We start from the raw sequence: 2,618 nt of genomic DNA on the forward strand, positions 1-2,618 counted from the left end.
ACGTCGGCACGTGGCGCGCGCCGCACCATGCGCAGGAAGTGCTTTGCCTCGCTCATGTTCCACGCCACCACGAACAGGATGGCGGCCAGGGCGGCGAGCGGCACGTTCACCGCCAGCGGCGCCAGAAACAGCACGGTCAGCAGCAACGTCGCCGCGTGCACCATGCCCGCCAGCGGACCGGTGCCGCCGTTGCGGATGTTGGTCGCGGTGCGGGCGATGGCGCCGGTGGCGGCGATGCCACCGAACAGCGGGGCGACGATGTTGGCGATGCCCTGGCCGACGAGCTCCTGATTGGAATCGTGGTGCGTGCCGGCCATGCCGTCGGCCACCACCGCCGACAGCAGCGACTCGATGGCGCCCAGCATGGCGATGGTGAAGGCGGGCCCGATCAGAGTCAGCAGGTCGCTGACGGCGAGCCGTGGCAGCTGCAGTGTCGGCAGGCCCTGCGGAATGCCGCCGAATGCACTGCCGATGGTGCGCACGCCGTCGAAGTGAAAGGCCGCCTGCAGCACCGTCGCCACCACCAGCGCCACCAACGGACCCGGCACGCGCCGCATGCCCGGCAGACGCGGCGTCGCGATGACCAGCACCAGCGAGAGCGCCGCCAGCGCCGTGGTGATCAGGTGCAGATGCGGCAGCGCCTGCAGCAGCAGCCACAGCTTCTCGTGAAAGTGTTCGCCGGTGACCGCCGGCAGCCCGAAGAAATCGCGCCACTGGCCGACCCAGATGATCACTCCGATGCCGGCCGTGAAGCCCACGATGACCGGGGCCGGAATGAAGCGGATGATCGTGCCCATGCGGGCCAGGCCGAGCAGCAGCAGGATCACGCCGGCCATCAGCGTGGCCACCTGCAGGCCGGCGATGCCGTGACGGGCCGTGATGCCGGACAGGATGACGATGAAGGCGCCGGTCGGGCCGGCAATCTGCAGCCGGCTGCCGCCGAATGCCGACACCAGAAAGCCGGCAATGATGGCGGTGTAGAGCCCCTGCTCCGGCTTGGCGCCCGAGGCGATGGCAAACGCCATGGCCAGCGGCAGCGCGACGATGCCGACGATGACACCGGCCACCAGGTTTGCCAGCCAGTGCCGGCGCCCGAGCAGGCCGGCGCGGCGGGCCTCGAGTAGCGCAATCATCGTTGCTGAATTCGCCCTGCCGGGCCGAGGTTTACGGATCGGGCGCTCACGCCCCGGCGTCGCCGATCAGCAGCGCCGCCAGCACGCGCCGCCCTTCCATGCACAGCACGTTGTAGGTGCGGCAGGCGGCAAAGGTGTCCATGGTCTCGAAGCCGACACCGTGGCCGTGAAACAGCCGCAACACGGCGGGCTCCGGAAAGCGCAATCGCGCCCCGCTGCCATACAGCACCAGCTCGGGCTCGAATTCCAGCAGCGTCTCGAAGGCCGCCAGCGGCGGCGCCTGACCGCAGGCCCACGGGCTGGGAGGCGCGTCGGGCCACAGCACCGCGGGCGAGGTGAGCGTGTGCAATGCATCGGCTTCACCGCGCGTCACCACCACACTGTCGGCCGAATACCCCTGCACGCGGTAGGCCGCGCCTCGTTCGATCTGGATTTTCATTTAGAATTTCCCATTCCGATCACGCACCTGACAGGCTGGATTATCAACCCGTGCCGGGGTCTGGTGCGCGCACCGGCTGCCCGCCCCGCCATGCCTGCCCGCCCGGATGTTCCATGAAGGACAGCTTCCCGCGCATTGAGCGCCTGCCGCCTTACGTATTCAACATCGTCAACGAGCTGAAGGCGCAGGCCCGCCAGCGCGGCGAAGACGTAGTCGACTTCGGCATGGGCAATCCCGACCAGCCGACACCGCCGCACATCGTCGAGAAGCTGGTCCAGGCTGCCCGACGCGACGACACGCACCGCTATTCGGTCTCCAAGGGCGTTCCGCGCCTGCGCCGGGCCATCTGCGCCTGGTACAAGCGCCGCTACGACGTGGACCTGAACCCGGACAGCGAGGCCATCGTCACCATCGGCTCCAAGGAAGGCCTGGCCCATCTGGCGCTGGCCACCGTCGGGCCGGGCGACGCCGTGCTGGTGCCGAACCCCACCTACCCGATCCACCCCTACGGCTTTGTCATCGCCGGGGCGGATATCCGCCACGTGCCGATGCTGCCGGAGCTGGACTTCTTCGAGGAACTGGAAACCGCCATCCGCAACTGCTGGCCGCGGCCGAAGTTTCTGGTGTTGAATTTCCCGAGCAACCCCACCACCACCTGCGTCGATCTGGACTTTTTCGAGCGCGTGGTGCGCGTGGCGCGCGAGCACGAGATCTGGGTCATCCACGACCTCGCCTACGCCGAAATCGCCTTCGACGGCTACCAGGCGCCGTCCATCCTGCAGGTGCCGGGCGCCAAGGACATCGCCGTCGAGGCCTACACGCTGTCGAAGACCTACAACATGCCCGGCTGGCGAGTCGGTTTCATGTGCGGCAACGAGCAGCTGGTGGAGGCGCTGGCGCGGCTGAAGTCGTACCTGGACTACGGTCTGTTCACGCCCATCCAGGTGGCCGCCATCGCCGCGCTGGAGGGCCCCCAGGACTGCGTCGCCGAGATCCGCGCCACCTACGAACAGCGCCGTAACCTACTCTGCGACGGGCTCACCGCC

Annotated in this window: 3 protein-coding genes; 1 reads left to right on the top strand and 2 read right to left on the bottom strand. The window is 68.4% G+C overall.

All coding sequences use genetic code 11. From position 1 onward, the window contains the following. Together ABYX71_RS11440 and ABYX71_RS11445 are read right to left on the bottom strand one after the other, a co-directional pair. A partial coding sequence (locus ABYX71_RS11440; protein ID WP_372696622.1) for a SulP family inorganic anion transporter occupies positions 1–1,133 on the bottom strand: 1,133 nt, incomplete at its 3' end. Between the two features lie 46 nt (positions 1,134–1,179). Further along, positions 1,180–1,572 (bottom strand): Mth938-like domain-containing protein, encoded by a 393-nt coding sequence (locus ABYX71_RS11445; RefSeq protein ID WP_372696623.1) that lies wholly within the window; start codon positions 1,570–1,572, stop codon positions 1,180–1,182. 113 nt (positions 1,573–1,685) lie between these two features. Here ABYX71_RS11445 and ABYX71_RS11450 point away from each other — a divergent pair. After that, on the top strand, positions 1,686–2,618 hold a 933-nt coding region (locus ABYX71_RS11450), incomplete at its 3' end, for an aminotransferase class I/II-fold pyridoxal phosphate-dependent enzyme (RefSeq protein WP_372696624.1).

It is taken from the genome of Immundisolibacter sp. (assembly GCF_041625615.1).
In the GTDB taxonomy this organism is placed as follows: Bacteria; Pseudomonadota; Gammaproteobacteria; order Immundisolibacterales; family Immundisolibacteraceae; genus Immundisolibacter.

What these genes read in the sequence shown, in the direction of transcription:
- ABYX71_RS11445 (WP_372696623.1), bottom strand. Translation starts at nt 1,572, where the DNA reads ATGAAAATCCAGATCGAACGAGGCGCGGCCTACCGCGTGCAGGGGTAT.